The 24857-nt window shown below is 68.3% G+C and carries 28 protein-coding genes; 19 read left to right on the top strand and 9 right to left on the bottom strand.

Going from position 1 to position 24857, the window contains the following annotated elements; translation table 11 throughout:
- The first annotated feature begins 98 nt into the window (after positions 1-98).
- The 3 genes from sucC (at position 99) to BR07_RS0102975 (ending at position 3262) form a co-directional block, all read left to right on the top strand.
- Complete coding sequence (sucC, locus tag BR07_RS0102985) at positions 99-1262, top strand: ADP-forming succinate--CoA ligase subunit beta (RefSeq protein WP_027504158.1); 1164 nt, start codon at positions 99-101, stop codon at positions 1260-1262.
- 14 nt (positions 1263-1276) lie between these two features.
- Positions 1277-2179: a succinate--CoA ligase subunit alpha gene (sucD, locus tag BR07_RS0102980; RefSeq protein WP_027504157.1), complete on the top strand. Its 903-nt coding sequence runs from the start codon at positions 1277-1279 to the stop codon at positions 2177-2179.
- 90 nt (positions 2180-2269) lie between these two features.
- A complete protein-coding gene (locus tag BR07_RS0102975) occupies positions 2270-3262 on the top strand; it encodes a zinc-binding alcohol dehydrogenase family protein (RefSeq protein ID WP_027504156.1) in 993 nt (330 codons plus the stop codon).
- Between the two features lies 1 nt (position 3263).
- Here BR07_RS0102975 and BR07_RS0102970 read toward each other — a convergent pair whose 3' ends face one another.
- Positions 3264-3629, bottom strand: coding sequence for a VOC family protein (locus BR07_RS0102970; protein ID WP_027504155.1), 366 nt, complete (start codon positions 3627-3629; stop codon positions 3264-3266).
- 93 nt (positions 3630-3722) lie between these two features.
- Between BR07_RS0102970 and BR07_RS0102965 the strand changes: the two genes are divergently transcribed.
- The 8 genes from BR07_RS0102965 (at position 3723) to purH (ending at position 14012) form a co-directional block, all read left to right on the top strand.
- Entirely contained in the window at positions 3723-4688 is a 966-nt protein-coding gene (locus BR07_RS0102965) for a helix-turn-helix transcriptional regulator (RefSeq protein WP_027504154.1), read from the top strand.
- Positions 4689-4962: 274 nt separating this feature from the next.
- Positions 4963-6390, top strand: a complete 1428-nt coding sequence (locus tag BR07_RS0102960) for an HNH endonuclease signature motif containing protein (RefSeq protein WP_027504153.1) — start codon at positions 4963-4965, stop codon at positions 6388-6390.
- 68 nt (positions 6391-6458) lie between these two features.
- Positions 6459-7694 carry an acyl-CoA dehydrogenase family protein gene (locus BR07_RS0102955; RefSeq protein WP_027504152.1) on the top strand — a complete coding sequence of 412 codons (1236 nt, stop codon included), beginning with the start codon at positions 6459-6461 and terminating at the stop codon, positions 7692-7694.
- 38 nt (positions 7695-7732) lie between these two features.
- Positions 7733-8857 (top strand): dimethylsulfone monooxygenase SfnG, encoded by a 1125-nt coding sequence (gene sfnG / locus BR07_RS0102950; protein WP_027504151.1) that lies wholly within the window; start codon positions 7733-7735, stop codon positions 8855-8857.
- 99 nt (positions 8858-8956) lie between these two features.
- Positions 8957-10177 carry a DUF5336 domain-containing protein gene (locus BR07_RS23075; RefSeq protein ID WP_051612969.1) on the top strand — a complete coding sequence of 407 codons (1221 nt, stop codon included), beginning with the start codon at positions 8957-8959 and terminating at the stop codon, positions 10175-10177.
- 59 nt (positions 10178-10236) lie between these two features.
- Positions 10237-11691 (top strand): cell division protein PerM, encoded by a 1455-nt coding sequence (locus BR07_RS23070; protein ID WP_051612968.1) that lies wholly within the window; start codon positions 10237-10239, stop codon positions 11689-11691.
- A gap of 106 nt (positions 11692-11797) precedes the next feature.
- Complete coding sequence (purN, locus tag BR07_RS0102935; RefSeq protein WP_081821050.1) at positions 11798-12442, top strand: phosphoribosylglycinamide formyltransferase; 645 nt, start codon at positions 11798-11800, stop codon at positions 12440-12442.
- Complete coding sequence (gene purH / locus BR07_RS0102930) at positions 12411-14012, top strand: bifunctional phosphoribosylaminoimidazolecarboxamide formyltransferase/IMP cyclohydrolase (protein ID WP_051612967.1); 1602 nt, start codon at positions 12411-12413, stop codon at positions 14010-14012. The genes purN and purH overlap by 32 nt, the downstream gene beginning before the upstream one ends.
- A 60-nt stretch (positions 14013-14072) precedes the next feature.
- Here purH and BR07_RS0102925 read toward each other — a convergent pair whose 3' ends face one another.
- The gene (locus tag BR07_RS0102925) at positions 14073-14564 is read right to left on the bottom strand and encodes a glutathione peroxidase (RefSeq protein ID WP_027504148.1); all 492 of its coding nucleotides are present in this window, start codon (positions 14562-14564) and stop codon (positions 14073-14075) included.
- Between the two features lie 67 nt (positions 14565-14631).
- Between BR07_RS0102925 and BR07_RS0102920 the strand changes: the two genes are divergently transcribed.
- The 3 genes from BR07_RS0102920 to BR07_RS0102910 are packed head-to-tail and all read left to right on the top strand — an operon-like array spanning position 14632 to position 18383.
- Positions 14632-14967, top strand: coding sequence for a hypothetical protein (locus tag BR07_RS0102920; protein WP_081821049.1), 336 nt, complete (start codon positions 14632-14634; stop codon positions 14965-14967).
- 48 nt (positions 14968-15015) lie between these two features.
- Positions 15016-16419, top strand: a complete 1404-nt coding sequence (locus BR07_RS0102915; RefSeq protein ID WP_027504146.1) for a sigma 54-interacting transcriptional regulator — start codon at positions 15016-15018, stop codon at positions 16417-16419.
- Entirely contained in the window at positions 16419-18383 is a 1965-nt protein-coding gene (locus tag BR07_RS0102910; RefSeq protein WP_027504145.1) for a vWA domain-containing protein, read from the top strand. The genes BR07_RS0102915 and BR07_RS0102910 overlap by 1 nt, the downstream gene beginning before the upstream one ends.
- 6 nt (positions 18384-18389) lie before the next feature.
- Here the strand turns inward: BR07_RS0102910 and BR07_RS0102905 are convergent, their stop codons facing one another.
- The 6 genes from BR07_RS0102905 to rpmB are packed head-to-tail and all read right to left on the bottom strand — an operon-like array spanning position 18390 to position 20843.
- A complete protein-coding gene (locus BR07_RS0102905; protein WP_027504144.1) occupies positions 18390-18851 on the bottom strand; it encodes a hypothetical protein in 462 nt (153 codons plus the stop codon).
- Between the two features lie 53 nt (positions 18852-18904).
- Entirely contained in the window at positions 18905-19831 is a 927-nt protein-coding gene (locus BR07_RS0102900; protein ID WP_027504143.1) for an AEC family transporter, read from the bottom strand.
- 31 nt (positions 19832-19862) lie between these two features.
- Positions 19863-20117, bottom strand: a complete 255-nt coding sequence (gene rpsR, locus BR07_RS0102895; protein WP_027504142.1) for a 30S ribosomal protein S18 — start codon at positions 20115-20117, stop codon at positions 19863-19865.
- A 12-nt stretch (positions 20118-20129) separates the two neighbouring features.
- Complete coding sequence (rpsN, locus tag BR07_RS0102890; RefSeq protein WP_027504141.1) at positions 20130-20435, bottom strand: 30S ribosomal protein S14; 306 nt, start codon at positions 20433-20435, stop codon at positions 20130-20132.
- Complete coding sequence (gene rpmG / locus BR07_RS0102885) at positions 20435-20605, bottom strand: 50S ribosomal protein L33 (RefSeq protein ID WP_027504140.1); 171 nt, start codon at positions 20603-20605, stop codon at positions 20435-20437. Before rpmG ends, rpsN begins: the two co-directional genes overlap by 1 nt.
- 1 nt (position 20606) lies before the next feature.
- Complete coding sequence (gene rpmB / locus BR07_RS0102880; protein ID WP_027504139.1) at positions 20607-20843, bottom strand: 50S ribosomal protein L28; 237 nt, start codon at positions 20841-20843, stop codon at positions 20607-20609.
- A gap of 148 nt (positions 20844-20991) precedes the next feature.
- Between rpmB and mrf the strand changes: the two genes are divergently transcribed.
- The 5 genes from mrf to BR07_RS0102855 are packed head-to-tail and all read left to right on the top strand — an operon-like array spanning position 20992 to position 24400.
- A complete protein-coding gene (gene mrf / locus BR07_RS0102875) occupies positions 20992-22290 on the top strand; it encodes a ribosome hibernation factor-recruiting GTPase MRF (protein ID WP_027504138.1) in 1299 nt (432 codons plus the stop codon).
- On the top strand, positions 22287-22544 hold the full coding sequence (locus tag BR07_RS0102870; RefSeq protein ID WP_027504137.1) for a type B 50S ribosomal protein L31: 258 nt from the start codon (positions 22287-22289) through the stop codon (positions 22542-22544). The genes mrf and BR07_RS0102870 overlap by 4 nt, the downstream gene beginning before the upstream one ends.
- Before the next feature lie 3 nt (positions 22545-22547).
- On the top strand, positions 22548-22724 hold the full coding sequence (rpmF, locus tag BR07_RS0102865; RefSeq protein ID WP_027504136.1) for a 50S ribosomal protein L32: 177 nt from the start codon (positions 22548-22550) through the stop codon (positions 22722-22724).
- Positions 22725-22741: 17 nt separating this feature from the next.
- On the top strand, positions 22742-23221 hold the full coding sequence (locus BR07_RS0102860; RefSeq protein WP_027504135.1) for a cation:proton antiporter regulatory subunit: 480 nt from the start codon (positions 22742-22744) through the stop codon (positions 23219-23221).
- A gap of 3 nt (positions 23222-23224) precedes the next feature.
- Positions 23225-24400 carry a cation:proton antiporter gene (locus BR07_RS0102855; protein ID WP_027504134.1) on the top strand — a complete coding sequence of 392 codons (1176 nt, stop codon included), beginning with the start codon at positions 23225-23227 and terminating at the stop codon, positions 24398-24400.
- Here the strand turns inward: BR07_RS0102855 and BR07_RS0102850 are convergent.
- Entirely contained in the window at positions 24315-24848 is a 534-nt protein-coding gene (locus BR07_RS0102850; protein ID WP_027504133.1) for a J-domain-containing protein, read from the bottom strand. The two genes, BR07_RS0102855 and BR07_RS0102850, sit on opposite strands and share 86 nt — an antisense overlap.
- Positions 24849-24857 lie beyond the last annotated feature (9 nt).

Raw genomic sequence — 24857 nt, 5'->3', positions numbered from 1 at the left:
GGGCTGTCGATCAGGCCTCTCGGTGGAAAGTTACAGTCGCAAGTCGGACCCGCTCCTACCCCTCGAGCGGGCGTCAACGCAGACGAGATGGTGAGCTGATGGATCTCTTCGAATACCAGGCGAAGGAACTCTTCGCCAAGCACGAGGTTCCGACGTCGGCAGGTCGTGTCACCGACACGGTCGCCGGTGCACGACAGATCGCCGAAGAAATCGGCAAGCCTGTCATGGTCAAGGCCCAGGTGAAGGTCGGCGGCCGCGGCAAGGCCGGCGGCGTGAAGTACTCCAAGGACGTCGCCGAGGCCGAGGCGAACGCGGAAGCGATCCTCGGACTCGACATCAAGGGCCACGTCGTCAAGAAGCTCCTCGTCGCCGAGGCCAGCGACATCGCGGAGGAGTACTACATCTCCTTCCTGCTCGACCGCACGAACCGCACGTACCTCGCGATGTGTTCCGTCGAGGGTGGTGTCGAGATCGAGGTCACCGCCGAGGAGAACCCGGACGCGCTCGCCCGCATCCCCGTCGACGCCGTCAAGGGTGTCGACCTCGCCTTCGCGCGTGAGATCGCCGAGGCCGGCAAGCTTCCCGCCGAGGTGCTCGACGCCGCGGCCAACACGATCCAGAAGCTGTGGGACGTCTTCATCAAGGAAGACGCGCTGCTCGTCGAGGTGAACCCGCTGGTTCGTACCCCGAACGACGAGATCCTCGCTCTCGACGGCAAGGTCACGCTGGACGCCAACGCGGACTTCCGCCAGAAGGGCCACGCCGAGTTCGAGGACGCCGACGCGGCGGACCCACTCGAAGCGAAGGCCAAGGAGAACGACCTCAACTACGTCAAGCTCGACGGACAGGTCGGCATCATCGGAAACGGTGCCGGACTGGTCATGTCGACCCTCGACGTCGTCGCCTACGCCGGTGAGGCGCACGGCGGAGTCAAGCCCGCCAACTTCCTCGACATCGGCGGCGGCGCCTCGGCAGAGGTCATGGCCGCAGGCCTCGACGTCATCCTCGGCGACTCGCAGGTCAAGAGCGTGTTCGTCAACGTCTTCGGCGGAATCACCTCGTGCGACGCGGTTGCCAACGGCATCGTCGGCGCTCTGAAGACGCTGGGCGACACCGCCTCCAAGCCGCTGGTCGTCCGCCTGGACGGCAACAAGGTCGAAGAAGGCCGGAAGATTCTCGCCGATGCTGCGCACCCGTTGGTGACACTGGCCGAGACCATGGACGAAGGCGCCGACAAGGCCGCCGAGCTGGCTGCGAAGTAGAGGGCACCGAAACTATGTCTATTTTCCTGAACAAGAACAACAAGGTCATCGTCCAGGGCATCACCGGCGGCGAGGGCACGAAGCACACCGCCCTGATGCTCAAGGCCGGCACGCAGGTCGTCGGCGGCGTCAACGCTCGCAAGGCCGGGACCACGGTCAAGCACACCGCAGCCGACGGTTCCGACGTCGAGCTGCCCGTGTTCGCCAGCGTTGCCGAGGCCATGGAGAAGACCGGAGCCGACGTGTCCATCGCGTTCGTGCCGCCGGCATTCTCCAAGGACGCCATCGTCGAGGCCATCGACGCGGAGATCCCGCTGCTCGTCGTCATCACCGAGGGAATCCCGGTGCAGGACAGTGCGTACGCGTGGGCCTACAACGTCGAGAAGGGCAAGAAGACCCGCATCATCGGGCCGAACTGCCCCGGCATCATCACCCCCGGCGAGGCACTGGTCGGCATCACGCCCGCCAACATCGCCGGCAAGGGCCCCATCGGCCTCGTCTCGAAGTCGGGCACCCTGACCTACCAGATGATGTTCGAGCTCCGTGACTTCGGCTTCTCCACCGCCATCGGCATCGGCGGCGACCCGGTCATCGGCACCACGCACATCGACGCCATCGAGGCGTTCGAGAACGATCCCGACACCGAGATCATCGTCATGATCGGCGAGATCGGTGGCGACGCCGAGGAGCGTGCAGCCGACTACATCAAGGCGCACGTCACCAAGCCCGTCGTCGGTTACGTCGCCGGCTTCACCGCTCCCGAGGGCAAGACCATGGGCCACGCCGGCGCCATCGTCTCCGGCTCGCTGGGAACGGCTCAGGCCAAGAAGGACGCTCTCGAGGCGGCCGGGGTGAAGGTCGGCAAGACGCCGTCCGAGACCGCTGCCCTCGCGCGCGAGATCCTCGAGAAGAAGTAGTCACTCTTTCTTCTCTCACACGAGGGAGGCCGGTTTCCCGCTCGGGAAGCTTGCCTCCCTCGTGTCGTTCCGGGGGACTACCGTCGAGGTATGAGCATTCCCGCGACTCACTCCGCCATCGTCTCCGTCGAACCCGACTCGCCGTTCGTGCAGATCGAGCGAGAGACTCCGTCGCCCACCGGATTCGACCTTCTCGTACGTGTCGACGCGGTGTCCGTCAATCCGGTGGACACGAAGGTTCGCTCGTCCTTCGATCCGTCCGACGGCCCGAAGGTCCTCGGTTTCGACGCCGTCGGTGAGGTCGTCGCGGTGGGTTCCGACGCCCGAATCTTCGAGCCCGGCGATCGAGTCTTCTATGCGGGATCCATAGCTCGGGACGGCAGCAACGCCCAGTACCAACTCGTCGACGAGCGGATCGTCGGCCATGCGCCGTCGTCACTGTCCGCCGAGGACGCCGCGGCCGTGCCGCTGACCGCCATCACCGCCTGGGAATCGCTGTTCGTCCGGCTCGGACTCGGGAAAGACAGCACCGGCACACTTCTCGTGATGGGGGCCGCCGGCGGTACCGGGTCGATGATCATCCAGCTCGCCCGGGCACTGACCTCGCTCACCGTCGTTGCCGCGGCATCGCGCGGCGAATCCCGCGACTGGGCAACGGAGATGGGCGCCCATCACGTGGTGGATCGGCACTCCCTCGTGGACGAGGTCGGTGCCCTGGCGCCGGACGGCGTCGAGTACGTGTTCTCCCCGTTCTCCGAGGGCAATGTCGACGCCTACGCCGCGGTGATGGCAGTGCACGGTCAGGTCGTGGCGATCGACGATCCGGTCGGCCTGGACCTGATGCCGCTGAAGGCCAAGAGCCAGACCTGGCACTGGGAACTGATGTTCACGGTGCCGTTGTCGTTGCCGGAGAGCACTTCTCAGCACACCATCCTCGACGAGGTCTCGCGACTCATCGACGACGGAACTCTGCGGAGCACCCGCACCACGACTCTGTCACCGTTCGACGTGGACACCCTGCAGGACGCGCACCGGCGGGTGGAAAGTGGCGGCACCATCGGGAAGGTGGTCGTCGTTCGGTAGATCAGTCGATCGGCGAGACCCTGATGAGGTTGCCGTCGGGGTCGCTGACCACAAATGTGCGGCCGAAGACCGCGTCGTACGGCTCGTCGACGACACGGACTCCCTTCGAGACCCAGTTCGCGAAGACCTCGTCGACGGCAGACGCCGACCCGGGGACCATCAGTCCGACCTCGGTCGTGCCTGGAGTGTCCGGGGCCAGGTGCTCGCTGTAGCCGGTCCACAGCGCGAACAAGACGCCGGGGGCTACCTGGAAAGCGACATAGTGGGGACTGATGAAGGTCGGTTCGATCTCGAACAGGTCGCTGTAGAAGCTGGTAGCGGTCTCGCCGTCGCGGACGCCGATCAGGAATAGGTTCGGTGCGGGCACAGGAGCTCCTCGACTCGGTGAATTCTCGGTACCGCCACAGTGGACCGGCCTATCACGACAGAACCTGTCACCTTTTCTGCGAAGATCGGACGCATGAAGGCCGCCCGATTGCTGCACCTCTTGCTGTTGCTGCAGACCCGCCAACGCATCACCACCACGGAGCTGGCCGCGCGTCTGGAAGTATCGCGGCGGACCGTGCTGCGGGACGTCGAGGCGCTCTCGGCAGCAGGAGTGCCTGTGTACGCCGAACGTGGCCGCAGCGGTGGAATCGTCCTGCTCCCCGGTGCGCGGCTCAACGCGTCCCACCTGGAACCACCGGAGTTGGAAGCCCTTTCTCTGGCGGGTCTGGACAGCACGCAACGTGAGCGCATGGGCTTGTCGGCGATGTGGGAGTCGGCAGCACGCAAGATCGCCGCCCGCCAGGCCGCGACATCCACGGGCACGAGCCCATTGCGACTGGCGGACCTCGTGCTGGTGGACAGCACCCCGTGGTTTGCCGATTCAGAAGCAGCGGTCGACGTCGCCGATCTGGCATCGGCCCTGCAGGACCGACGCCGATTGCGAATCCGATACCGGCGGAGCGCCGAGAGTGAGGCCTCGACACGTGTGGTCGACCCGTACGGGATCGTGGCGAAGTCCGGCCGCTGGTACCTCGTCGCCGACCACCGAGGAGATGGACGACTGTTCTCTCTGGACCGACTCGCGGCTTTCGAACAACTCGACGCGCCAGTCTCTCTCCGACCCGGAGAAACCCTCCGCACCACATGGGCCGCGTTGAAGGACCGCACCGAGGGTCGAGGTCATGTGAGCGTGACCTTTCGCCTGCCGGAACACGGCCTCGACTTGGCGCGGCGCATCCTCGGGACACGCATCCACGATGTATCCGATCCGGAGAACGGAACATGCATCGTCGTCGTCGGCTACCCCGACATCGAGTCGGTGCGTCAACTGCTGCAATTCGGCGACCACATCGAGGTCCTCGCCCCAGACGCAGCCCGCACACGCATCAGCCAACTCGCGAAAGTCCTGGCCGAAACACACTCACCCCCATCCAGTTGACCGCCGATCGGGACGCCTTGAGCTCGATCGACGTGTCCGGTCAGTACGACCGGCCGTGTTCTCGGGCACGGAATGTGTTGGTGGAAAGGCGATCTGCGCTCAATGTCCGCAGATGTATCGACGGCCGAAACGGATCGAGGAGCTGGAGCGCGCATCCGACGGCGTGACCCGAAAGTGTGTCGGTGGGGTGGGTTACTGTCTGTTCAGGTCGTCGGGGGGCGGTCTGATCGGGGCATCACCGGGGGGTGAATTCGTGTACGACGCAGAGGTTTCGGTGGATGTGTTGGTGTCGGCGAAGGTCGACGCTCAAGCGTCGTTCGCCCGGACCGTGTCGGCGTCGTGTGCGTACGTGCAGGAGTCGTCGCGCCGGCCGGCCTTGCTCGGTCCGGGTGGGGTGTTCGACGCGGAAGCTGCTGAGACCTGTGCGGTGGCGGAGGTCGCGGCGGCGTTGGCGGTGTCGACGCGCACGGTGGCCGAGTGGTTGTTCCTGACCCGCACCGCGCATCCTGCGGTGGCGGAGGCGTTCGATGCGGGCCGGTTGGCGTATGCGGCGTTCCGGACGGTGTGCAGGTCGGTGGCCGGGGTTCCGAACGCCACCGAAGCGCTGCTGCAGCGGGTGATCGCTGCCGCGTCGAGGTGCACTCCGGGTGCGGTGGCAGCGGCGGTCGACCGGATCCTCGCGGAGTTCGACGCGCAGTGGCACCGGGAAGCGCGTGAACGGGCGACGCGGGAGCGGTCGGCAACGGTGCGGAAGCTCCCGCGCGGTCAGGCCGAGCTGACGATTCGTGGTTCGGCGGAGCAGGTCGCGGCGATGTGGCGGGTGATCGTGTCGGCGGCGCGTGGGGTGTGCGCGACGGATCCGCGGCCGCTGTCCGCGCGGTTGTTCGATGCAGCGCACGCGGTGCTCGCCGGCAGAGCTGTCGCGTGTGAGTGTGCCGGCCAGGACTGCGAACAGCGGGAGACGGTCGCCCGTACCGAGGCCACTGCGGTGATCGTGCTCGATGCGGCCACGGCGGCGGGGTTGGCGGGGGAGCCGGGGCATCTCGTGGGTTGGGGTCCGGTTCCTGCGGACGTGGCCCGGAGAATCGCCGGGGATGCGACGTGGCAAGCACTCATCACCGCAGCCCGCGGAACTGAACCGCGGGCGGGATGCAGCTGCCGATGCCCGGAACACGACCCACCCACCGTCCCCGACCCGCCTGTGCCGATCACGGGTCGGGAAGTCCGCCGCACCCGCCGTATGCCCGCAGGGTGGACACCGACCACGGGGAAACTGGGCAGCACGACAGCCCGAAAAGCCAGGGAGCAGGTCGACTATCTCCGCGCGCTCGCACCATCGGCGGTGGACCGTGCCGTCGCCGACCCCGACGGACATGGGGGATTCGCCGTACCCCCGGCCGGGGCGTTGACGTACCGGCCGTCCGAGGCGATCACGTCGCTGGTGACAGCGCTGTATCCGACATGCATCCATCCGGGATGTGCTGTGCCCAGCGAAGACTGCGACCTCGACCACGTCGTCCCGTTCGACCACACCGACCCGGAGAGAGGCGGCTGGACCGTCACCGGCAACCTCGCGCCGCTGTGCCGTCGGCACCACGGCCTGAAGACCCGGCGGCAGTGGCACCACCGCATGCTCCGGGACGGGATCGTCCATGTCCGCGACTCGCACGGCACCGACTACTTCACCGCACCCGGCGAGTGAGCGAACCGTTCGAATCACCCAGAGCGCAACGGTGGTTCCGCATCGACCCGGGCGATGTACTTCCGGGCATGACGATCACCGACACCCGCCCCGCCGGCGCCGCCACCGAACCGCGCTGGACCACCGCTCCCACGACGTCCGCGGAATGGATCGACCGTGCCCACGAGGTGGCCGCGATCCTCGCCGTCGACGCCGTCGCCCGTGATCGCGCCACCGAGGCGCCGCACGAGGAGGTGACGTTGTTGAAGGAGTCCGGTCTGGTCACGATCCTCGGGCCGATCGAGTTCGGTGGTGGCGGGCAGACCTGGGAGACCGCCTACCAGGTGATCCGCGCCGTGGCCGCCGCCGACGGGTCGATCGGACAGCTGCTCGGCTACCACCTGCTGTGGTTCTGGGCGGCACGTCTGGTCGGGACGAAGGAGCAGATCGCTGCCGTCGAACAAGCCGCCACCGAGAACACCTGGTTCTTCGGCGGCGCGGTCAACCCGCGCGACAACGACGTCGAGATCACCGACGAGGGCGACACGATCGTCTACAACGGTGCCAAGACGTTCTCCACGGGCAGTCGTGTCTCCGACGTGACCGTGCTCGAGGGGGTGCTCGCCGGTACCGACACCCACGTCTTCGCCATCGTTCCGTCGAATTCCGAGGGCCTGACGTTCCACGACGACTGGGACAACATCGGTCAGCGTCGCACCGAGAGTGGCAGTGTCACCATCGATCACGTCCGCACCGACTGGAGCTCGGCCGCCGGATTCGCGAACAAGGCGTTCGAGCCGCGGGTCTACAACACCCTCAACGTCCCGATCATCCAGCTGGTGTTCGTCAACTTCTACCTCGGCATCGCACGCGGAGCCCTCGAGACCGCTGCCGACTACACGCGCACCACCACGCGAGCGTGGCTGCACAGCACCGTGGACAACGCGCTCGACGAGCCCTACATCATCGACCTGTACGGAGACCTGACCGCGAAGCTCTGGGCCGCAGAGGCTCTCGCGGACGCCGTGGCCGCGGAGCAGCAGCGGATCCACGAGAACGCCTGGACCGTCACCGAGCACGAGCGCGGCGAGCACGAGGTGCGCGTCGCCGCGGCGAAGGCACGCGCCACGGAGGTCGCCCTGGAGATCACGTCGGGCATCTTCGAGGGGCTCGGCGCCCGCGCCACCGCGTCGAGTCACGGATTCGACCGTTTCTGGCGCAACGTGCGCACGCACACGTTGCACGATCCGGTGGCCTACAAGCGCCGCGAGGTCGGCCGCCACGTGCTCACCGGTGAGTTGCCGCAACCCACCTGGTACTCCTGAAATCATATGTCGCGCACTATTATCGAACCGAGGACTGCATGAGTACAGAGAAGATCGCCGACGAAGTGAAGTTCGCCTACTGGGTGCCCAACGTCAGTGGTGGCCTCGTCACCAGCGACATCGAGCAACGCACCAGCTGGGAGTTCGAGTACAACAAGAAGCTCGCGCAGACGGCGGAGAACAACGGGTTCGAGTACGCGCTGAGCCAGGTCCGGTACGAGGCCAGCTACGGAGCCGAGTTTCAACACGAGTCCACGAGCTTCAGTCTGGGACTGCTCCTCGCGACCGAGCGCCTCAAGGTCATCGCTGCCGTGCATCCCGGGCTCTGGCAACCGGCCGTGCTCGCGAAACTCGGTGCGACAGCGGACCATCTCTCCAACGGACGCTTCGCCGTCAATGTGGTGAGTGGATGGTTCAAGGACGAATTCACGCATCTCGGTGAGCCCTGGCTCGAACACGACGAGCGTTACCGACGCAGCGCCGAATTCCTGCAGGTGCTGCGCAAGATCTGGACCGAGGACGACGTCGATTTCCGCGGCGACTTCTACCGCATCCACGACTTCACGCTCAAGCCGAAACCGCTCAACACGCCCGCGCGTCCCAATCCCGAACTGTTCCAGGGTGGTAATTCGTCGGCGGCACGGGAGAACGCAGGTCGGTACTCCGACTGGTACTTCTCCAACGGCAAGGACTTCGACGGCATCACCGAGCAGATCGACGACGTGCGGCGCGTCGCACAGGCCCATCAGCGTGAGGTGAAGTTCGGTCTCAACGGCTTCATCATCGCCCGCGACACCGAGAAGGAGGCGAGGGACACCCTCCGCGAGATCATCGAGAAGGCGAACAAGCCGGCAGTCGAGGGGTTCCGCGGTGCCGTGCAGCAGGCCGGCAGTTCGACGTCGGACAAGAAGGGCATGTGGGCCGACTCGAGCTTCGAGGACCTCGTGCAGTACAACGACGGCTTCAAGACCCAGCTGATCGGTACGCCCGAACAGGTGGCGACGCGCATCGTCGACTACCGCGACCGCGGCGTGGACCTCATCCTCGGCGGTTTCCTGCACTTCCAGGAGGAGATCGAGTACTTCGGAGCGAAGATTCTGCCGCTGGTGCGGGAGATCGAGGCCGCGCGGGCGAGTGACCGCGAACCCGTCGGCGTCGCCTGAGCGAGGAGTCACTCACCGCGGGTCCGTAGTGTTGGTGAGCGGCGCGGCCGCCGCAGTCGGCGGCCGACCGACGACCAGCACCGAGGAAGAGGAATCGAGATGACCTTCTCACCAGGGGGACCCGACCACGACCACGGCCGGACGGACCCGCGGACGACCACCTTCGGAGACCCGTCCACGGAGACCGGGCAGGTCGACGACCGTTCAGCGTCGATCGACCGCACTGACGGCGCTGCGACCCCGTCCGTCGACGCGGACGCGGCCGGCGCCGACGACAACACGACCGAGCAGATCGCGGCGCGCACGACGCAGGTCGCCCGTATCGCGTCGTACGTCATCATCGGCACCGGTGTCCTCGCGTTCCTGCTCGGTCTGTCCGCGCAGTTCGCGCTCGGCGGTGAGTCCTCCAACTTCTTCGAACGCGAGCTGGGCGACCCGACGTCCGTGGCGCTGCTCCTCCTCGCGGCGCTCGTCACGGCCGCGGGCCTCCTGTCGCGGCAGACGACGTCGCGGGGACTGGTCGCGGCGCTGTCCGTCACCGCGTTGCTCACGCTGATCTTCCAGCTGGTGAACCGCGGGGCGGCGTTCACCGCCTTCGGTGAGACCGTCCGCGTCGGTATCGGCATCGGGTCGATCCTGGTGCTGATCCTGGCCATCGTGCAGGTGGCCGCGGCCGTCGGTGCGCTTCTCGTCGACTCGGGAGTCGTGACGGTTCCGGCGCCGCGTCCGAAGCAGCAGCAGTTCGGCCAGCCGGGTGGCCCGGGACAGCAGGGTCCCGGCCAGCAGAACTACGGGCAGCAGGCATATGGCCAACAGGCATACGGCCAGCAGGGTTACGGGCAGCCGCAGAGCTATGGCCAGCCGCAGGGTTACGGCCAGCCGCAGGGTTACGGGCAGCCGGGTGCCTACGGGCAGCCGCAGGGATACGGCCAGCCGCAGGGTTACGGGCAGCCCCAGGGTTACGGCCAGCCGGGTGCCTACGGGCAGCCGCAGGGATACGGCCAGCAGGGTCAGGCGCAGCCCGGCGCCTACGGTCAGCAGGGATACGGCCAGCCGCAGGGCTACGGATCGCCCTACAGCGCCCCGACCGAGCGCTACGGGCAGCCGGTCGGCCAGACCGCCGCGGACACCGCCCCCGCGCACGCCGCATCGGCGGAGTCCGCGACACCTCCCACCGGTGAGCAGTCGTCCGCGCAGCAGCCGACCACGGAGGAGCACACGCCCGAGCAACAGGCACCCGAGCAGCAGGCGCCCGAGCAGCAGGCACCGGAAGCCACCCGCGCACTCGACTTCGGCGATCGGTCGGACGACCGCCGCTGAACCACGTCGTCGGCGCGCCTAGGTTCTCCACCGTGCCGACGGTGAGAACCTGATCGGTGATGACCTCACTACTCGATCGCGAACCGCACACGCGGGGCCGTTTCGGTCCGAGTCCCGACGAGGCTCGAATGCTGCTCACCGTGGCGTTCCGGCCCGTCGGGCTACTCCTGGCCGTCGTCACGGCCGTGGTGCTGGTGACGCTCGTCTCAGCGAACAGCGACCTGACGGGGACGTTCGGCGCGTTGGCCGCCACGTGGCTGGCCGTGCATCAGGTGCCGCTGGGCATCGCCGGTGCGACGTTGTCGATCCTTCCGCTGCTGCCCACTCTTGTGCTGGTGCACGCGGTGTCGTCGGCGGTCGCGCGGCCACTGACCGACGCCTCCACCCGTCGCGACATCGGATGGGTCGTCGGCGCGGCGATCGCGGGTCCGCTCGCGATGGCGGCGGTGATGCTCGCGATGATTCACGACGCGTCCACCGTCATCGCCCTGAGCACGCCCAACGCACTCGCCACCTTCGGGTGGGTCATCCTCGTGCACGGCATCGGTGCGGCGATCGGCTGCATCCGCGGTACCTGGCCCTCACTCATGCGCACGGTGGTCCTGTCGCCGTGGCTCGCAGCGTCCTTCGCTCCGGCGGCGCGTGCCGGCGCGGTGCTGCTCGCCGGTGGCGCCGTCGTCGTCGCCACCTCTCTCGCGCTGTCCTTCTCCACGCTCGGCACGCTGCTCGAGACCGGCGGCGGGATCGGCGGAGCGCTGGGCCTGACCGCGATCTCGGTGCTGTATCTGCCCAACATCGTGGTGGCCGCGTCGTCGGTCGTCACCGGGTCGTCCGCCCACGTGGGCGCGGCGATGGTCTCCGTCACCGAGACGACCGGCGGTCAGCTTCCTGCCGTCCCGGTGCTGGCAGTCATGCCCGAATCGTCGGCCCAGGTGTGGTGGCCGGTCATGCTCGTCGTCCCCGCACTCGCCGCCGTGGTGCTCGGGCGTGCGTGTGCTCGTGCGACGACGTCCCTGGCGGACGCGGTGCGCAGTGCCGCCGCCGCCGCGGTCTGCGTGAGCGTGGCGGCCGTCCTGATCGGCGTCGTCGCCGGTGGCTCGGTGGGAACGTTCGGCCATCTCGGTGTCGACGCGCCGCTCCTCGGCGTCACCACCTTCGCGTGGTGCCTCGTGGTGGGCGCGCTCACCGCGGCCGTCACCGCCTGGTCGATGCGGCGCCACGACATCCACGGATGGCACGAGGGCAACGAAGCCGAGGAGAGTGAATCCGACGACTCCGCGGGCACATCTATGCTCGGTGAGCCGGCCGCCCTCCCCGCAGCCCCGGACGCCGCGCCGACGGACACGGACATCGTGGAAGCCGAGACCGAAGCCGAGACCACCGACACCGACACCGACACCGTCGAGACCGAAGACGATGCCGTGGAGGCGGACGTCGTCGACGCCGAGATCGTCGACCTGCCGGACGAGTCGGCCGAGCCCGAGAAGCCCGGCGGCACCGACACCGCTCCCTGACGCGCGTCCTCCGCGAGCGAGGCCGATCGAGGAGGCGAACGGCGGCCGTCTAGGCTTCCTGTCGGCGTGATCCCACGCCGACAGAGCACCTGACCCGCCCGAGCAGCTGAGGAGAAGCACGCTGTCTGCCCCGCGTTCGACACCCGGGCGGGACCTCCCGGCCCGCGTCGTCGTCCTCGCCTCGGGGGTCGGATCACTGCTCGGATCGTTGGTCGAGGCCGCGTCCGCTCCCGAGTTCCCGGCCGAGGTCGTCGCCGTGGTGGTGGATCGGCCGTGCGGCGCCGAGAGCGCAGGGCTGCCGTCCCGGCGAGTGGCCGTGTCGGACCACGGTTCGCGCGCGGAGTGGGATGCCGCCCTCACCGAGGTCGTGGACTCCTGGTCACCGGATCTCGTCGTGAGTGCGGGATTCATGCGGATCCTCGGGCCGGTGTTCCTCGCACGCTTCGGTGGCCGCATCGTCAACACCCACCCCGCACTGCTGCCGTCGTTCCCGGGCGCGCACGCGGTGGCCGACGCCCTCGCCCACGGTGTGAAGGTCAGCGGGTCCACCGTCCACCTGGTGGACGGCGGTGTGGACACCGGGCCCATCGTGGCGCAGGAAGCTGTTCCGGTGCTCGACGGCGACACCGAGGAGTCGTTGCACGAGCGCATCAAGATCGTCGAACGACGGCTGCTGATCGACGTGGTCGCCGCCGTCGCCACACGCGGAGTCATCACCGATGGACGAAAGGCCCAGATCCCCAGTGACTAACCCAGAGAACACGCGCGCCGTCTCGCGCGCACTCGTCAGCGTCTACGACAAGACCGGTCTGGACGAGCTGGCCGTGGGCCTTCACGCCGCCGGGGTGGAGATCGTGTCCACCGGATCGACCGCCGGGCGCATCGCCGCGGCGGGCGTACCGGTGACTCGGGTCGAAGACCTCACCGGCTTCCCCGAGACCCTGGACGGCCGCGTGAAGACGCTGCATCCGCGCGTGCACGCGGGCGTCCTGGCGGACACGCGCAAGCCGGAACACCTCGCGCAGCTCGACGAGTTGGGCGTCGCTCCGTTCGAGCTCGTCATCGTCAACCTCTACCCGTTCACCGAGACGGTGGCGTCCGGTGCGAGTCCGGACGAGTGCGTGGAGCAGATCGACATCGGTGGCCCGTCCATGGTCCGCGCCGCGGCGAAGAACCATCCGTCGGTGGCGGTCGTGGTGGATCCCGCTCGCTACGCCGACGTGCTGACCGCGGTGCAGGGTGGCGGCTTCACGCTCGAGCAGCGAATCGCGCTGGCCGCCACGGCGTTCCAGCACACCGCAGCATACGACGTCGCGGTGGCGTCCTGGATGACCGACGTCCTCGTCGCCGGCGGTTCCGACGAGTCCGAGCACTTCCCGGCATGGATGGGCGCGACCTACGAGCGCGCCTCGGTTCTGCGCTACGGCGAGAATCCGCACCAGGCCGGCGCTCTGTACGTCGACCCGTCCGCTCCCGCCGGCATCGCGCAGGCGGAGCAGGTGCACGGCAAGGAGATGTCGTACAACAACTACACCGACGGTGACGCCGCCTGGCGTGCCGCGTTCGACCACGATCTCCCGTGCGTGGCGATCATCAAGCACGCCAACCCGTGTGGCATCGCGGTGTCGGCGTCCGGCTCCATCGCCGAGGCGCATCGCAAGGCGCACGCCTGCGATCCGGTGAGCGCGTACGGCGGCGTCATCGCGTCCAACCGCGAGATCACCGTCGAGATGGCGGAGCAGGTCGCCGAGATCTTCACCGAGGTCATCATCGCCCCGTCCTACGCCGACGGCGCGCTGGGAGTGCTGCAGCGCAAGAAGAACATCCGCGTCCTCGTGTGCGAGCCGCCGACGGCGGTGCCGGAGATCAAGCAGATCTCGGGCGGCCTGCTGCTGCAGGACCGTGACCGTCTCGACGCCGCGGGCGACGATCCGTCGGGGTGGACCCTGGCCGTGGGCGAGCCCGCCGACGAGGCAGTGCTGGCCGACCTCGAGTTCGCCTGGAAGGCGTGCCGCGCCGTCAAGTCCAACGCCATCCTCATCGCCGCGGACGGTGCGTCCGTGGGAGTGGGCATGGGACAGGTCAATCGGGTCGATTCCGCCGAACTGGCCGTGCGCCGCGCCGGCGACCGCACCACGGGCGCCGTGGCCGCGTCGGACGCCTTCTTCCCGTTCCCCGACGGCTTCCAGATCCTCGCCGCAGCGGGGGTGGCGGCGGTGGTGCAGCCCGGCGGATCGATCCGCGACACCGAGGTCGTGGAGGCAGCGCGCGAGGCGGGCGTGACCATGTACCTGACCGGGTCACGCCACTTCGCACACTGACCTCTCTCGAACCTCGACCCCCCGAACTTCGACCCCCCCCCGAACTTCGACCCCCCGGGCTCAGTTCTTCGCGAGGACCTTCTCGATCGGCTTCGCGAGCTTCTCCGGCTTGGTGGTCGGCCCGAAACGGTCGACCACCTTGCCGTCGGCGTCGATGAGGAACTTGGTGAAGTTCCACTTGATCCGGCTGCCCAGCACGCCCGACTTCTGGTCGCGCAGCCACTTGTAGAGCGGGTGCGCGCCGTCGCCGTTCACCTCGATCTTCTCGTGCATCGGGAACGTGACGTCGTACCGCAGCGAGCAGAAGTTCTTGATCTCGTCGGCGTCGCCGGGCTCCTGGTGCCCGAACTGATCGCACGGGAAGCCGAGAACCACCAGCCCCTGCGGCCCGTACGTCTTGTTCAGCACCTCGAGGCCCTCGTACTGCGGCGTGAATCCGCACTGCGAAGCGGTGTTGACGATGAGGAGCGGCTTGCCCTTGTAGGCGGCGAGGTCGACGGGCTCGCCGTCGATGGTGGTGGCGGTGAAGTCGTATGCACTGGTCTCGGTCACCGCTCGACGCTACCGGCAGGAGGCCACATCGTGTTTGGTCTGTTCTCGGCGAGGGTAGACGCGGGCCATGACTCAGGACCACCGTGACGGCGACCCGGACGGCGGAATGAAGGAGGGCAGCTCGGAGCGCGAGCCTCGCGACGACGAGCGGACCTTCCGCGCACACGCCGGCGAGGCCATCGCCGATGCCCGGAACTGGCCCGGCTACTTCCTCATCGCACTGGGCCTCGGGGCCATGGGTCTCGGGCTCACTGCCGCAGGAGGCGGTTTCGAGGGGTGGGTGATGATCCTGTTCCCGGCCACCGTGATCCTCTGGGCCGCCGGTCTGACAGTGATCCTGCTCGAACGCAAGCGCGTCAAGAACGCCGAGGGCAAGGACCTGACGGACCCGTCGGGGCACTGATCGAGCTGTGCACGTGCCGAAACGGCTCGACGCTCGTACGTTGGAAGGGTGACCCAGTCTCCCAGTAGTCGAGATCCACACCCGCGCGCGACCACCCTCGGTGAACTCCGCGCGTCGGGACACGTCCAGAAGACAGTCAAGAACGAACTCCGCGACAACCTGCTCGACGCCCTGCGCGAGGGCCGCGACGCATGGCCCGGCATTCTCGGATTCGAGAACACCGTCCTTCCGCAGATCGAACGCGCACTCCTCGCCCAGCACGACGTCGTTCTCCTCGGCGAGCGCGGGCAGGGCAAGACCCGCCTGCTCCGTACCCTCGCCACGCTGCTCGACGAGTGGACGCCCGTCATCGACGGCTCTGAGCTCGGTGAGCATCCCTACGACCCCATCACCCCCGCCTCGATCCGCCGGGCGGCCGAACTCGGCGACGATCTGCCGGTGTCCTGGCGCCATCGCTCCGAGCGGTACTCGGAGAAGCTGGCGACCCCGGACACGTCGGTGGCCGACCTCGTCGGCGACGTCGACCCCGTGAAGGTCGCCGAGGGCCGCAGCCTGGGCGATCCGGAGACAATCCACTTCGGCCTCGTGCCGCGTACCCACCGCGGAATCGTGGCGATCAACGAGCTGCCCGACCTTGCCGAGCGCATCCAGGTGTCGTTGCTCAACGTGATGGAGGAGCGCGACATCCAGATCCGTGGCTACACGGTGCGGTTGCCCCTCGACGTGCTCCTCGTCGCGAGTGCGAACCCGGAGGACTACACCAACCGCGGTCGGATCATCACTCCGCTGAAGGACCGGTTCGGCGCCGAGATCCGCACCCACTATCCGATCCTGCTGACCGACGAGATCGCGGTCATCGAGCAGGAGGCCGACCTCACCGCAGTCGTGCCGCCGCACGTGCTCGAGGTGCTGGCGCGGTTCACCCGGCTGCTGCGTGAATCGCCGTCGGTCGACCAGCGTTCCGGCGTCTCGGCTCGGTTCGCCGTCGCCGCCGCCGAGACCGTCGGCGCGGCCGCCGTGCACCGTGCCGCCGTGCTGGGCGAGTCCGATCCGGTGGCTCGACCCGTCGACACCCAGACGATCGTCGACGTCCTGCGGGGCAAGGTGGAGTTCGAGTCGGGCGAGGAGGGACGGGAGATCGAGGTTCTGAACCACCTGCTGCGGCGGGCCACAGCCGACACCGCACGGGACTCGCTCGGCGGTATCGACCTGGGCACTCTCGTCACGGCCGTCGAGCAGGGTGAGCCCGTGATCACCGGTGATCGAGTCACCGCGAAGGTGCTGCTGAACGAGTTGCCGGATCTTCCTGTCATCGACGAGATCGCCGAGCGTCTGGGCGCGACCTCCGACGGTGAGCGCGCCGCGGCTGTCGAGCTCGCGCTCGAGGGTCTCTACCTCGCACGTCGCATCGGCAAGGACACCGGCGACGACGGGCAGACGGTGTACAGCTGATGGCGGGCCACAACTCCCGGTACGGGCCGTACGTCGACGGTCCGGATCCGCTGGCGCCACCCGTCGATCTGCGGGAGGCGCTCGACGCGATCGGTCAGGACGTTCTCGAAGGTGCGTCGCCGCGCCGCGCGATGCAGGAGATGTTGCGTCGCGGGACGAAGAACATGCGCGGCCTGGACGATCTCGCCGCGCGGGCGAACCGTCGTCGGCGGGAACTGCTGAAGAACAAGAATCTCGACGGCACCCTGCAGGAGGTGCGCGAGCTGTTGGACGAGGCGGTCCTCGAGGAGCGCAAGACCCTGGCCCGTGCGCTGGACGACGACGCCCGCTTCCAGGAGATGCAGATCGCCGAACTGCCTCCGTCGACGGCGCAGGCCGTGCAGGAGCTCGCCGACTACGACTGGCGCAGCAGCGAGGCGCGGGAGAACTACGAGAAGATCAAGGATCTGCTCGGCCGCGAGGTGCTCGATCAACGCTTCAAGGGCATGAAGCAGGCACTCGAGGGGGCCACCGAGGAGGACCGTGCTCGGGTCGCCGAGATGCTGTCCGATCTCAACGACATGCTCGACGCCCATGCACGCGGGGAGAACACCGACGAGCAGTTCGAGAAGTTCATGCGCGATCACGGTGAGTTCTTCCCCGAGAATCCCGAGACCATCGACGACCTGATCGATGCTCTCGCGGAGCGGTCCGCAGCAGCGCAGAGGCTGCGGAACTCGCTCTCCGCGGAGCAGCGTGCCGAGCTGGACGCGTTGGCGCAGCAGGCCTTCGGCAGCCAGGACCTGATGGACCAGCTGTCGCGACTCGACGCGAATCTGCAGTCGGCCCGGCCGGGGGAGGACTGGGACTCCGCCCAGAAGTTCCGCGGTCAGGAGGGCATGGGACTCGGCGACGGGACCGGTGTGCTGCAGGACATCGCCGAACTCGAGGAGCTGGGGGACCAGCTCTCGCAGCAGTACAACGGTGCGGCGCTCGACGACATCGACGCCGATGCGTTGCTGCGCCAACTGGGTCCGGAGGCGGCCGCGGACGCGCGGACGTTGGCGGACCTGGAGAAGGCGTTGCAGCAGGAGGGTTTCCTCGACAAGGGGGCCGACGGACAGTGGCGCCTGTCCCCGAAGGCCATGCGGCAGTTGGGGCAATCGGCTCTGAAGGACGTCGCGGGCGGCATGGCATCGCGCCGCGGTGAGCGTGACACCCGCCGAGCGGGCGCGATGGGCGAGCCCACCGGTGCGTCGCGCGCCTGGGAGTTCGGCGACACCGAGCCGTGGGACGTCGTCCGGACGGTGACCAACGCCGTCCTGCGCACCGCGACGGAACCTCGCGGAGACGGCGAGACCGGAGTGCGTCTGGCCGTCACCGACGTCGAGATCAGCGAGACCGAGCAACGGTCACAGGCCGTGGTGGCCCTGCTGGTGGACACGTCGTTCTCCATGGTGATGGAGGGTCGCTGGGTTCCGATGAAGCGGACGGCGCTGGCGTTGAATCACCTCGTCAGCACGCGGTTCCGCGGCGACGATCTGACGATGATCGGTTTCGGACGACACGCGCAGACGCTCACACCGTCGGAACTGGCGGGGCTCGACGGCGCGTGGGACCAGGGCACCAACCTGCACCACGCGCTGATGCTGGCCACGGCGCACCTGCGGCGCAATCCCAACGCCCAACCCGTGGTGCTCATCGTCACGGACGGCGAGCCGACCGCCCATCTCGAACCGGACGGCCACGCCTTCTTCGATTATCCGCCGCATCCGCGGACCCTCGGGTTGACGGTCAGGGAGCTCGACACCCTGGCGAAGATCGGTGCGCAGGTGACGATCTTCCGGCTGGGAGACGATCCCGGTCTGGCCCGCGTCGTGGACCGGATGGCCCAGCGCGTGGGCGGGCGGGTCGTCGCACCCGATCTGGACGGACTCGGTGCCGCGGTGGTGAGCGACTATCTGAGCGCCCGCAGGAAGCGCTGAGCCGGCTCAGGTCCCGTTGAGCACCGTGCGGGTGCCCACCGGGGCCGCGAGCTGCAGCTCCATGGTCCCGTACACGGCGATCATGATGCAGGACTTGTCCTTCGCGGATTCGAGGGTGCCGGTCCGGACGGTGACCACCACCGTCTCCTCGGTCTCCTCCACGGTCGCGTCGGCGCCGTAGCACTCGGGAGTGCCGGTGACGAAGTGCACCGCGATCCGGTTGCCCGGCAGCGCGGTCCACGCCTCGAACGGTGTGGACTGCGCCATCACCAGCGACGCGCCGGGTGTGAACTCGGTGCCCACCTGGTCCGCGGCCACCTCGTGGGGAACCGGCGGTGAGCCGGGGACGGGCACGAGGTCGGTGGGGGACGCCGCGCCGGTCTCGAGGTCGCCGGCGTCGCCGGGGTCGGAGGAGCCGCATCCGCCGAGTGCGACACACAACAGCAGCCCCAGGGCGAACGACCTCATGACCTCCACGGTAGCGCGGCCGCGCGCGGGCCCGGCCGAGCTCGCTCCCACGGTCACGCGAGCAGCGCCGCGACGAGGGCGATGACGGGAACGGACACCAACGTCGTGACGAACGCGGTGTCGCGTGCCAGCACGGTTCCGCGGCCGTAACGGGTGGCGTAGATGAACACGTTCTGCGCGGTGGGAAGCGCTGCGATGACCACCACGGCGAAGAGGTCGTGGCCGTCGATGCGCCACACCCACCGCGCCAGGACGTAGGTGAGGACGGGCAGCACGGCCATCTTGAGAAAGGTCGCCAGCGCGACGTCGCGGCGCGGTCCGGCTCCCCGCTCGAGCACGCGTACGCCCTGCAACGACATGCCGAAGGCGAGAAGGGCGCCGGGAACGCTGGCGCCGCCGAGCAGTGCGAACGGCTGCATCACGGGGTCGGGCAGGCTCAGACCCGTCACGGCGAGCGCCAGTCCGGCGAGGCCGGCGAGGACGATCGGGTTGGTGAACGGGGCTGCCACGACACCGACCAGCGAGGTGCCGCGCGACGACGTCGAGACGTCCAGGATCGTCAGGGCCAGCGGCGAGTAGATCATGATCTGGAAGAGCAGCAGCGGCGCGACGAACGAGGCGTCGCCCAGGACGTACACGGCGATGGGGATGCCGAGGTTGGCCGCGTTGACGTAGGACGCGGCGAGTGCCCCGATGGTGGCCTCGGGGACCGTGCGCTTCGTGATCGTCAGGGCGATCACCAGATACAGGGCTCCGACCAGCAGAGCCCCCACGGCCGTGATGGCGAGTGTGGGGGAGAAGATCACCAACAGGTCGGCGCGGGCGAGGGTGTCGAACAGCAGCGCCGGAGTGGCGACGAAGAACACCATCCGCCCCAGAACGAGTCCGCCGGACTCACCGAGTACGCCCGTACGGGCGACGACGTAGCCGATGAAGACGACCACGAAGATGACGGTGAATCCGGCGAGAACTCCTGACACGGGGGGCCTGTCAGCCCCTACCGGTCGACACTCAGCGGGTGGTGAACGGAAGGAGCGCCATCTCGCGTGCGTTGCGCACGGCGGTGGCGACCTGACGCTGCTGCTGGGGGGTCAGCCCGGTGACACGGCGGCTACGGATCTTGCCGCGATCGGAGATGAACTGACGCAGCAGGTTCACGTCCTTGTAGTCGACCTCGGTGATGCCCGCCGCGATGAGCGGGTTCTTCTTGGGCTTGCGATCCTTCTCGACCCGATCCTTCTTGGACGGGCCCCTCTTCACTGCCATGAGTTCTCCATCTCACCAACTGCTCTTGTGGACGCCGGGAAGTTCCCCGCGATGTGCTCTCTCTCGAACGCCGATGCGGGAGAGTCCGAATTTCCGGAGGTACCCGCGCGGGCGACCGTCCGCAGCGTCTCGATTGCGCAATCTTACCGGACTCGCATCGCGCGGTAGACGCTGGAGAGCCCGCTGCGCCGCGAACCGGTCCTCGTCGCTCGTCGAGGGCCTCCGGATCAGCTCTTTCAGCTCGTGGCGACGTGCCGCGTGGCGGGCGACGATCTCGGCCCGCTGGGTGTTGCGGGCGATCTTCGACTTCTTGGCCATCAGCGTTCCTCCCGGAAATCGACGTGTCGACGCACGACGGGGTCGTACTTGCGCAGGACCAGTCGGTCGGGATCGTTGCGCCGGTTCTTCCGGGTGACGTACGTGTGGCCGGTGCCGGCGGTCGACGTCAGTTTCACGATCGGCCGGACGTCGGTGCTCTTGCTCGCCATGTCAGAACTTCTTTCCGGCCGCGACGAGCCGCGTGACGACGGAGTCGATGCCGTCGCGGTCGATGGTCTTGATCCCCTTCGCCGAAACCGTCAGCCGCACTCGTCGGCCGAGGCTCGGTACGAAGTAGGTCTTGTGCTGCACGTTGGGATTCCACCTCCGACTCGTGCGGTGGTGGGAGTGCGAGACGGACTTCCCGAAGCTCGGGACCCGTCCTGTGACGTCGCAGTGCGCGGACATCGCGAACCCTTCCTCTCTGTCGACTGGTGACCGGTGACTTTATCGACAACAGTTGTCGACAAGCGCTGTATCGGAACTGTACGCTCGGACGCCGGTAACTGACAATCGTTGTCGACAACTCGAAGAACCGAAAGGACGTGCAGTGCCGATGGAGAACCTCGAGGCGCCCGACAGGAGAACGCCCCTGGTCGTGGTGTGCGGGCCGGAGGATCTCGGCGCCGCGGTGAGCGCGACGTTCCAGGAGCCGGGCACGATCGTCCTGCACCACGACCTCTCCGACGCCACCGTCGGTGTCGTGCGGCGGCGGACGGTCCGGATGGACGACGACGGCACGCCGACCACCCGGGTCGTCGACCTGGCGGGTCTCGGGTGCTGCGTCTCCTGCCTGCTGCGGGAGGATCTGCTGCCCCTGCTGCGATCGGTCTCCGCGGACTCGTCCGTGCGACGCATCGTCGTCCGGGTCGATCCCTCGCTGGAGGTCGAGGCGATCTGCTGGGCGATCGAGAACACCGTCGTCACCGGCATGGTCGGCCGGGTGGACGCCACGGCGTCGCGAGACGTGCGCATCGAGGCGGTCGTCGGCTGCGTCGACGGCGCGACCTGGCTGTCCGACGCCACCGGCGACGAGCTCGTCGGCGAACGGGCGTTCCCGCCCGGGCCCGACGGCGGTCAGGTCGTGGATCTTCTCGACGACCGCACCGTCGCGCAGGTCGCCGTCGGCACCGTTCGAGGATCCGATCTGCTGGTCGTCGCGGACACCGGAGTCGATCGGTGGGACGCCGCGCGCCTCGATGCGGTACTGGCGCGGCTCGCACCACGCGCGCCGCGGGTCTGGATCCTGCCGGGCGAACGTCCGCGAGACCTGCTGGCCCGCGTTCCGGCGACGGCGCGGCGAGGACTCGTCGACGACGCCCACGCGCCACTGCTCGACGGGCAGCCGCCGCTGTCGGCGGAGTGCGGCGTCACCCTGGTCGAGTTCACGGACCGACGGCCGTTCCACCCGGGCCGGCTGCACGACGCGATCGACGTTCTCCTCGACGGTGTCGTCGCCACCCGCGGTCGGCTGTGGGTGGCCACGCAACCCGACGCCGTGCTGTGGCTCGAGTCCGCCGGCGGTGGGCTCCGGGTTGCCTCCGCGGGCTCATGGCTCGCGGCCATGGCACCGGACGACTACGAGGAGGCGCCCACCGCCCGCCGCGCTCTCGCCGCACTCGCATGGGACGAGGAGTACGGGGACCGCGCGCAGTCGCTGGTGGTGCTGGTGCACGAGGCAGATCCCGAGCACGTGTACGCGGCGCTGTCCGACGCGCTGCTCACGCCGGACGAGCTCGAGACTCCCGAGCTCTGGGCCGAGTGGGCCGACCCTTTCGGGCAGTACCACGAAGATCCCTGCGAGACAGACAGTTCCGCCGTCGGGGCGGACGACGACAGAAGGGCTGCACAGTGAAGAAGAACGTACATCCGGACTACCATCCGGTCGTATTCCAGGACTCCGGGACGGGATCGATGTTCCTGACGAGGTCGACCGTCACCAGCGATCGCACCGTCGAGTACTCGGACGGTCGCACATATCCGCTGGTGGTCGTCGACGTCACCAACGAGTCGCACCCGTTCTGGACCGGCGCGGCGCGGGTGATGGACACGCAGGGACGCGTCGAGAAGTTCGAGCGTCGCTACGGCACCCGCACGAGAAAGGCCTGACCCGTGGCTGTTCCCAAGAGGAAGATGTCCCGCTCGAACACGCGCAGTCGACGCTCGCAGTGGAAGGCGACGCCGCCGGATCTGGTGTCCGTCACCGTCGGCGGCGTGACGCACCGGGTGCCGCGTCGGCTGGTGAAGGCGGTGCAGACGGGACTGTTGGACCCGTCACGACTGATCTGAGGGGCTAGCATCGCCGCATGAACGTCGACGTCACCCTGCTTCCCGGCATCGGGGTACGCAAGGATTTCGCGTTGTCCACGGGGCGACGCATCGGGGTCATCACGCGCAAGGACGGCACGAACGAGCTGATCGTGTCGAAGAAGGAGGACCCGGACTCGACGCAGGCGTCGATCACGCTGACGAACGAGGAGGCGGCGGCGCTCGGCAACCTGCTGGGCACGCCGCAACTCGTCGCGCAGCTGGGGGAGGAGCACCGCGACCTCCCCGGTATCCGGACCCGGCAGTTGCCGATCCACGAGGGATCCCGCTTCGACGGCCGACTTCTCGGCGACACCGCCATGCGGACCAAGACCGGGGTGTCCATCGTGGCGGTCATGCGGGCGGGGCAGGTCCAGCCGTCGCCGCCGCCGAACTTCACCCTCGTCTCGGGCGACCTGCTCGTCGTCGTCGGAACGAGCGACGGTCTCGATCACGCAGCGAAGATCCTCGGTAGCTGACGGGTGGGAGAGACTGCGCTCGGACTGACCGAGCTGGGCGCTGTCTTCTTCGCGCTGGGGTTGCTCGCCAGGCTCGCGTCGCGGATCGGCATGTCCCCCATCCCGTTCTATCTGCTCGCCGGGTTGTTCTTCGGCAACGGCGGCATCGTCGAGCTCGACGGCATCGACGACTTCACCCATCTCGCGAGCGAGATCGGCGTGGTGCTGCTGCTCCTGCTCCTCGGACTCGAGTACACCGCGAACGAACTGGTCACCGGGCTGCAACGGTCGTGGACCGCGGGCCTGGTCGACCTGGTGCTGAACTTCGTGCCCGGTGCGGTGACAGCGCTGATTCTCGGCTGGGGACCGATCGGCGCCCTGGTGCTCGGCGGTGTCACCTACATCTCGTCGTCCGGCATCGTCGCCAAGGTGCTCGGTGACCTGGGCCGACTGGGCAACCGCGAGACGCCCGTCGTGCTGTCCATCCTGGTGTTCGAGGACCTCATGATGGCGCTCTATCTGCCGATCCTCACCGCGGTGCTCGGCGGCGTCAGCATTCTCGGCGGCGCCGAGGCCGTGGGGATCTCCTTGTTGGTCGTCGCCGTCGTGCTGGTCGTCGCACTGCGGTACGGGTGGGTGGTGTCGAAGGTGGTCGCCAGCCGGGACCGAGAGGTGGTGCTGCTGAAAGTCTTCGGGCTCGCCCTCCTGGTGGCCGGAATCGCGTCGGCGATGCAGGTGTCCGCGGCCGTGGGGGCGTTCCTGCTCGGGATCGCCATCTCGGGATCCACCGCCCAGGCCGCCACCCGGGTGCTCGAGCCCTTGCGTGACCTGTTCGCGGCCATCTTCTTCGTCGTGTTCGGGTTCAACACCGACCCGCGCTCGATCCCGCCCGTCCTCGGGTACGCGGTGCTGCTCGCGGTCATCACCGCGGTGACCAAGGTGGCCACCGGCGCGTGGGCCGCGAAGCAGATCGGCGTGGGACAGCTGGGCCGGATGCGTGCCGGGGCAGCACTGATCGCGCGCGGCGAGTTCTCCATCGTCATCGCGGGTCTGGCCGTCGCGGCCGGCGCCGTGGAGAGCGAGCTGGCCGCACTCGCCACGGCCTACGTGCTGATCATGGCCGTCGCCGGACCCATCGCAGCCAGGGTCGTCGAGCCCGTGACGCTGCGCGTGCTGGCGGCGCGGGGTCCGACGTCATGAGACCGGCCTGTTGCAGCGATGCCTTCTTCGCCGCGAGCGCTGCCCGAGCCGCTGACCGGTCCCGGGTCCACTGCGCGACCACCTCGTCGGCGTCGACGCGGCCGATGGGTACCTGAGGTCCCACGGGCGCCCGCAGCCAGTCCATGATGCGCGCGTTCAGATCCTTGACGATCGCACGGACCGCGTCCTCGGACCGTACGTCCCGCAGCGCCTCCGGGAGACGCTCGACCTCCTTGCGCAGGCGGAGCGGCGTCGGCAGAAGAGCATCGCCCGAGAGGTTCTCGCGCTTCAGATACCCCCGCACCCAGGACAACTCGTCGGTGCTCGACGGCGGGATCGGCTTGCCGAGGCCCGGCAGGTTCTCGAAGGCGCCGTTCTCCTGAGCGGACGCGATCTGCCGGTCCACCCACGTCTGGACACTGATGTCCGACGGCTTGCGTTCCGTCATGCGACGAGA

The organism is Rhodococcus sp. UNC23MFCrub1.1 (assembly GCF_000686025.1).
Lineage (GTDB): Bacteria > Actinomycetota > Actinomycetes > Mycobacteriales > Mycobacteriaceae > Rhodococcoides.
Note: the sequence above shows the minus strand (reverse complement) of the source record. Positions and strands in the feature narration are given on the sequence as shown.

What these genes read in the sequence shown, in the direction of transcription:
- BR07_RS0102975 (WP_027504156.1), top strand. Translation starts at nt 2,270, where the DNA reads ATGAGCATTCCCGCGACTCACTCCGCCATCGTCTCCGTCGAACCCGAC.
- sfnG (WP_027504151.1), top strand. Translation starts at nt 7,733, where the DNA reads ATGAGTACAGAGAAGATCGCCGACGAAGTGAAGTTCGCCTACTGGGTG.
- sucD (WP_027504157.1), top strand. Translation starts at nt 1,277, where the DNA reads ATGTCTATTTTCCTGAACAAGAACAACAAGGTCATCGTCCAGGGCATC.
- BR07_RS0102920 (WP_081821049.1), top strand. Translation starts at nt 14,632, where the DNA reads ATGACTCAGGACCACCGTGACGGCGACCCGGACGGCGGAATGAAGGAG.
- rpmB (WP_027504139.1), bottom strand. Translation starts at nt 20,843, where the DNA reads ATGTCCGCGCACTGCGACGTCACAGGACGGGTCCCGAGCTTCGGGAAG.
- purH (WP_051612967.1), top strand. Translation starts at nt 12,411, where the DNA reads ATGGACGAAAGGCCCAGATCCCCAGTGACTAACCCAGAGAACACGCGC.
- BR07_RS23075 (WP_051612969.1), top strand. Translation starts at nt 8,957, where the DNA reads ATGACCTTCTCACCAGGGGGACCCGACCACGACCACGGCCGGACGGAC.
- mrf (WP_027504138.1), top strand. Translation starts at nt 20,992, where the DNA reads ATGGAGAACCTCGAGGCGCCCGACAGGAGAACGCCCCTGGTCGTGGTG.
- BR07_RS23070 (WP_051612968.1), top strand. Translation starts at nt 10,237, where the DNA reads ATGACCTCACTACTCGATCGCGAACCGCACACGCGGGGCCGTTTCGGT.
- BR07_RS0102850 (WP_027504133.1), bottom strand. Translation starts at nt 24,848, where the DNA reads ATGACGGAACGCAAGCCGTCGGACATCAGTGTCCAGACGTGGGTGGAC.
- BR07_RS0102910 (WP_027504145.1), top strand. Translation starts at nt 16,419, where the DNA reads ATGGCGGGCCACAACTCCCGGTACGGGCCGTACGTCGACGGTCCGGAT.
- BR07_RS0102955 (WP_027504152.1), top strand. Translation starts at nt 6,459, where the DNA reads ATGACGATCACCGACACCCGCCCCGCCGGCGCCGCCACCGAACCGCGC.
- rpsN (WP_027504141.1), bottom strand. Translation starts at nt 20,435, where the DNA reads ATGGCCAAGAAGTCGAAGATCGCCCGCAACACCCAGCGGGCCGAGATC.
- rpsR (WP_027504142.1), bottom strand. Translation starts at nt 20,117, where the DNA reads ATGGCAGTGAAGAGGGGCCCGTCCAAGAAGGATCGGGTCGAGAAGGAT.
- BR07_RS0102965 (WP_027504154.1), top strand. Translation starts at nt 3,723, where the DNA reads ATGAAGGCCGCCCGATTGCTGCACCTCTTGCTGTTGCTGCAGACCCGC.
- BR07_RS0102860 (WP_027504135.1), top strand. Translation starts at nt 22,742, where the DNA reads ATGAACGTCGACGTCACCCTGCTTCCCGGCATCGGGGTACGCAAGGAT.
- rpmG (WP_027504140.1), bottom strand. Translation starts at nt 20,605, where the DNA reads ATGGCGAGCAAGAGCACCGACGTCCGGCCGATCGTGAAACTGACGTCG.
- BR07_RS0102905 (WP_027504144.1), bottom strand. Translation starts at nt 18,851, where the DNA reads ATGAGGTCGTTCGCCCTGGGGCTGCTGTTGTGTGTCGCACTCGGCGGA.
- sucC (WP_027504158.1), top strand. Translation starts at nt 99, where the DNA reads ATGGATCTCTTCGAATACCAGGCGAAGGAACTCTTCGCCAAGCACGAG.